At 37.8% G+C, this 4,920-nt stretch carries 5 protein-coding genes and 1 pseudogene; 4 read left to right on the top strand and 2 right to left on the bottom strand.

The window, feature by feature from the left end:
* Positions 1–270 precede the first annotated feature (270 nt).
* Positions 271–1,194 (top strand): 1,4-dihydroxy-2-naphthoate polyprenyltransferase, encoded by a 924-nt coding sequence (locus BFL01S_RS18950; protein ID WP_156474958.1) that lies wholly within the window; start codon positions 271–273, stop codon positions 1,192–1,194.
* A 29-nt stretch (positions 1,195–1,223) separates the two neighbouring features.
* Here BFL01S_RS18950 and BFL01S_RS18945 read toward each other — a convergent pair whose 3' ends face one another.
* Together BFL01S_RS18945 and BFL01S_RS18940 are read right to left on the bottom strand one after the other, a co-directional pair.
* Positions 1,224–2,402, bottom strand: a complete 1,179-nt coding sequence (locus BFL01S_RS18945; protein WP_061786641.1) for an alanyl-tRNA editing protein — start codon at positions 2,400–2,402, stop codon at positions 1,224–1,226.
* Positions 2,403–2,511: 109 nt separating this feature from the next.
* Positions 2,512–3,372, bottom strand: a complete 861-nt coding sequence (locus BFL01S_RS18940; RefSeq protein ID WP_061786640.1) for a manganese catalase — start codon at positions 3,370–3,372, stop codon at positions 2,512–2,514.
* Between the two features lie 151 nt (positions 3,373–3,523).
* On the opposite strand from BFL01S_RS18940, the gene BFL01S_RS18935 reads away from it, so the two are divergent.
* The 3 genes and pseudogenes from BFL01S_RS18935 to BFL01S_RS20205 all read left to right on the top strand — a co-directional run.
* Positions 3,524–3,898: a PH domain-containing protein gene (locus tag BFL01S_RS18935; protein ID WP_025910221.1), complete on the top strand. Its 375-nt coding sequence runs from the start codon at positions 3,524–3,526 to the stop codon at positions 3,896–3,898.
* Positions 3,899–4,081: 183 nt separating this feature from the next.
* Positions 4,082–4,216: a hypothetical protein gene (locus tag BFL01S_RS21335; protein WP_257788885.1), complete on the top strand. Its 135-nt coding sequence runs from the start codon at positions 4,082–4,084 to the stop codon at positions 4,214–4,216.
* Positions 4,217–4,238: 22 nt separating this feature from the next.
* Positions 4,239–4,904, top strand: a pseudogene (locus tag BFL01S_RS20205) (ABC transporter ATP-binding protein); the annotation flags it as partial.
* Positions 4,905–4,920: the final 16 nt, after the last annotated feature.

Below are 4,920 nucleotides of genomic sequence, written 5' to 3'. Positions count from 1 at the left end.
AAACTCTTTTACATGTAGTGCTTTGCCACAGACGTTGACCAACTTCCAATCGTTATTTTTTTGATATAATTCTATGTCGAATGTGTGAACTTTTTGTTATAATGGATAGGCGTTGAATAGGAAAAGCTGTACCAGATAATAAAAAGTAGTATTAAAATAAAAACGTTTACTTGTTTTTTAGAAATATGTAAGCTGTGTATGGTCGCTTTCTACAATTATCAACTAGAAAGAGAAAGGTGACATGTTCACTTTTAAAATGAAAGGAAGAGGATGATGAGTCAAACGAGTTACGCTCAACCTAAAAGACCGCTAAAAACAGTACTGTGGCAGTTAACTCGTCCCCATACATTAACAGCTTCGTTTGTACCGGTGTTAATTGGAACAGTGATGGCAATGTATGTTGGACAAGTTGATGTATGGTTATTTTTAGCCATGCTTTTTGCGTGTTTGTTTATTCAAATCGCGACGAACTTATTTAATGAATACTATGATTTTAAAAGAGGGCTAGATACGGAAGACTCAGTAGGGATTGGCGGTGCCATTGTGCGCGATGGAATGAAGCCGAAAACCGTGTTGCAGCTTGCCTTAGCTTGCTATGGACTTTCTTTATTATTAGGTGTTTACATCTGTATGAGCAGTACATGGTGGTTAGCGCTTGTCGGACTATTCGGTATGGCAATTGGGTATTTATATACAGGAGGACCACTGCCGATTGCTTATACACCTTTTGGAGAGCTGTTTGCGGGTGTATGTATGGGGGCTCTGTTTATTTTAATTTCTTTTTATATTCAAACGGACTTCATAACGACAGAAAGTATTCTTGTTTCAATTCCTATTGCTTTTTTAGTTGGGGCAATTAACTTATCAAATAATATTCGTGATATCGAAGAAGACACAAAAGGCGGACGTAAAACGCTAGCCATTTTACTAGGCGAAAAGAAAGCAGTTTATTTTCTTGGATTTTTATTTGTTATTTCATATATTTGGATTGTTGTTCTTGTCATATCAGGAGTGGTTGGTGCATTTGCGCTGTTAGTTTTCTTAAGTATCCCAAAACCAATTAGAGCTATTAAAGGATTTGTGTCGGGTACGCCACCGATGAATATGATTGTTGCAATGAAATCTACTGCGCAAACAAATACATTCTTCGGACTATTGTTGTCAGTTGGATTGTTTATTAGCTATTACTTATAAAAAAAACCACGCTTAACGCGTGGTTTTTTTTATACTTTTTGTAAGTATTCTTGGAGATAGGAGATAAAGTGGTTACGATCTTCCATCGTTGAAAACTGCGCCTGCGCTTGGTTTATACCTCCGCCACCTTTTCCATTAAATCGATTAAGATGCTCTTTAAAGAGGTTTCCGCTGTGAATTCTATCGGTACTATGTGCTAATATAACTTTTGGTTCTAAAGAGGAGGAGAAAATACCAATCATATTCTCAGTTTGAAGCAGCTGCTTAATAATAGCTTGTCCATCCTTTAACGTTTTATCTTCAAATTCATGAACTAAAACAATACCTTGCTTTTTATCAAGAAGAGATTGAGCTAAGTAATGAGCATTTTCAGATTTCAGTACTTCGTTTTGTTTGCTAAGTATTTTGAAATCAGCTTCTAGTTTTTGTAATCTCTCTAAGATAAGCTCACTTTTTGTACTAAAATGGTGGCTGACGTGAGAAAGAATGCGGTGAGTTTGTTCATAATCTTTTAGCGCTCTCATGCCGCATTTGAAAAATAATCGAATTTGTCCTCGCTGTTTTTCAGTTTTCAATAGCTTAATAATACCTAGCTCTCCCGTGCTTCTTACGTGGGTTCCGCAGCACGCTGAAATATCTAGCGTATCAATCTCGACGATTCGAATTTGCTCATCCTCTAAATCAGGCATTTTACGAAGAGAAAGAGTTGATAACTGATCTTGTGATACATAATATGTGCTTAACGGTTTATTCGCATAAATGGCTTTATTTACTGTTTGTTCAATTTCTATTAACGTATCTTCATCAATGGAAGAAACATTTACATCAATTGAAGCGATATCTTTGCCTAAATGAAAACTTACAGTATGTATGTTAAACACATCGCTTAAGATTGCTGAGAGCAAATGTTGCCCTGTATGTTGCTGCATATGATCAAAGCGACGGTTCCGATTAATCTCACACTCTACTTGAGTATTTACTTCTAATAATGTGTCAATTTCGTGGAAGACGGAATGATCTTTTTCCACGACATCTAATACTTTATGACCTGCGATAGTACCAGTATCAGATGGTTGACCACCACCTTCAGGATAAAAAGCAGTTTTGTTTAGCTCAACGTAATAATGATTGTTGCTTTCAAATGCAGATAAAATAGAAGCAGTCCACTTTGTTGTATAAGGGGACGTATAATAAATTCTTTCAATCATTTTGTCATCTCCTGTAAAGAAAAATTCAGTATCTAACTCTTATCCTAACAGAAAGTAAAGAGCAATGATAAAAAAATCTCCATCAACCTGTGATGGAGAAAAGATTTGTTTACATATGTGAAGGAGGAAGTGTATGAGAAGAAGGGCGTAAGTTTTTTGGAAGTGTATTATGAATATAAAAAGGAGCAGGGTTTAAGTTAGGTTTACCACCATATGCTTCAGGCTGCTGCACGTATTGAAACGTTCCAAGGCCATCCATACTCGTACCGCTAGCCCACCGTCCTGTCGCGCTTTTTTCACCCTCAGAAAAATTAAACAGCACATACGAAACTTCTTGCTTTTCTAATTCTTTCGGGAAGGTACTAGGCACAACAACGTTTTCTTTTGCTTCTAGTTCTTTAATGGCGGCAATCCACTGATTTTGATGCATAGTATCACGGGCGATGAGCCATGAAAGCATATCTTTTACACCGCGATCGTTTGTTGATTCGTACAATCTAACAACTTGTAAGCGTCCTTGAGACTCAGCGTTTAAGTTGGCTCTGAAGTCTGCTAATAGATTTCCACTTGCTGCAATATAACCTGCATTCCATTTGTTACCCATGCTGTCAACTGGCATCGCACCAAGCCCTGAAACAATCGTATGCTGAACGTTCATACCTCCAAGGATAGCTCCAATAACAGGGTCTTGTGCAGCTTTTTCAAGATCTCCTACTGGTGCGCCTTCTAGCAGCCTAGCAATCATAGTGGCGAGCATTTCAATGTGAGCTAACTCCTCTGTTCCAGTATCCATTAACAAATCTTTGTATTTACCGTTTCCTCGAACGTTCCAACCTTGAAACAGATACTGCATGGCAACTGAAATCTCGCCAAACTGTCCACCTAAAACTTCTTGCAGCTGTCTGGCAAAAACGGGATCAGGACGGTCGGGTTTAGAAAGATATTGGAGTTTTTTTTTATGAAAAAACAATGACAACATCCTTTCTTTTTGAATTCACTTTACAATCTATGTAAAAAAAAACTGAAACATAACTACATTTGAAACGTATGTAATAGTACCAGCTGTTTATGAACCTATAATATAGGGTAAAAGCAGTAGGAACAGTAAAGGAGTGAATCATATGGGTTTATTAGATGGTTTAATGGGCAATGCATCTGAAGTAAGCGTGTCCTCAGTAGAAAAAGATTTGCGAGACATTTTGGTACAGGGAGAACAGGTAGAGCATGCGTTTAAACTGATCCGAGATATCTTTGTTTTTTCAAACAAGCGATTAATTTTAATTGATAAGCAAGGTGTAACTGGCAAGAAAACCAGCTATCATTCCATTCCATATAGAAATATTACGCACTTTAGCGTCGAAACGGCTGGAACATTTGATTTAGACGCAGAACTTGTTATCTGGGTTTCAAGCTCAACGGCTCCAATCGTAAAAGAGTTTCGTAAAGACAAAAATATTTATGAGGTGCAAAAAGCACTTGCTACGTATGTATTATGACAAAAACAAACCGCTTCTTTCGACGTGAAAGAAGCGGTTTGTTTTTATAGAAATACTATTTGTTTACTAAGACTATCTACCAAATTGTGAGAAAACTATTGAGTGTTCTAATTGAAACGTCTAGTATTAATGATAATGATTATCATATACGGTAAGGTTTATATGCAGTAGGAGGAAGTACATATGAAGAGTATAAGAATGAAAAAAAGCTTAGGAATGGTTGCTGCTTTATCAGGACTATTGTTCTTAGGAGCTTGTGGAGGAGCGGGAGCGGCTGAAGAGTCTAAGTCCACTGATGAAAAAGTGGTGAAACCGTAACCGTTAAGCATGAACTTGGCGAAACGGATGTGGGAAGTCAACAATTCTTCGGTCATTAGCTCGACTTTTAAAGCCATCAAAAGGAAGCATCTATTTAAACGGAAAAGATATTCACCGTCATTCGTCTAAAGAAGTAGCGAAGCAGCTAGCAATTTTACCGCAGTCTCCCGAAGATTTAACTGTTAAAGAGCTTTGTTACTATAGACGCCACCCTCATAAAGGGCTATTTGCAAGGTATACGCAAGAAGATCACCAAATTGTTGACGAAGCTTTGCGTGCAACGCGTATGGATGCTTTCAGTGAACGTACGCTTGATGCTCTTTCAGGTGGATAACGTCAGCGAGCATGGATTGCGATGGCTCTTGCTCAAGGAACGGACCTTTTGCTGCTCGATGAGCCAACGACGTATCTTGATTTGGCTCACAAAATCGAAGTGTTAGAACTACTGCGTTCGTTGAATCAACAACATAAGCGAACAATTTTGATGGTTCTGCATGACCTAAATCAAGCTGCTCGCTATGGTGATTACTTAATTAGTATCTCTGAAGGAACTATTTATAAGGAAGGTCCACCTGAAGAGGTCTTTACAGAGAAAATGATTGAAGACGTTTTTCGTTTATCTTCAACGATTATTAAAAACCCGGTGGATCAATCTCCAATTTGTATTCCAACAGGCGTGATTAGGTGAAAAAGAGACTGAGACA

The sequence above is a fragment of the Priestia flexa NBRC 15715 genome (assembly GCF_001591565.1).
In the GTDB taxonomy this organism is placed as follows: domain Bacteria; phylum Bacillota; class Bacilli; order Bacillales; family Bacillaceae_H; genus Priestia; species Priestia flexa.
This window is presented reverse-complemented; position numbering and strand designations above follow the sequence as displayed.

Coding starts and splice junctions, on each gene's coding strand:
- BFL01S_RS18950 (WP_156474958.1), top strand. CDS start 271: ATGATGAGTCAAACGAGTTACGCTCAACCTAAAAGACCGCTAAAAACA.
- BFL01S_RS18945 (WP_061786641.1), bottom strand. CDS start 2,402: ATGATTGAAAGAATTTATTATACGTCCCCTTATACAACAAAGTGGACT.
- BFL01S_RS18935 (WP_025910221.1), top strand. CDS start 3,524: ATGGGTTTATTAGATGGTTTAATGGGCAATGCATCTGAAGTAAGCGTG.
- BFL01S_RS21335 (WP_257788885.1), top strand. CDS start 4,082: ATGAAGAGTATAAGAATGAAAAAAAGCTTAGGAATGGTTGCTGCTTTA.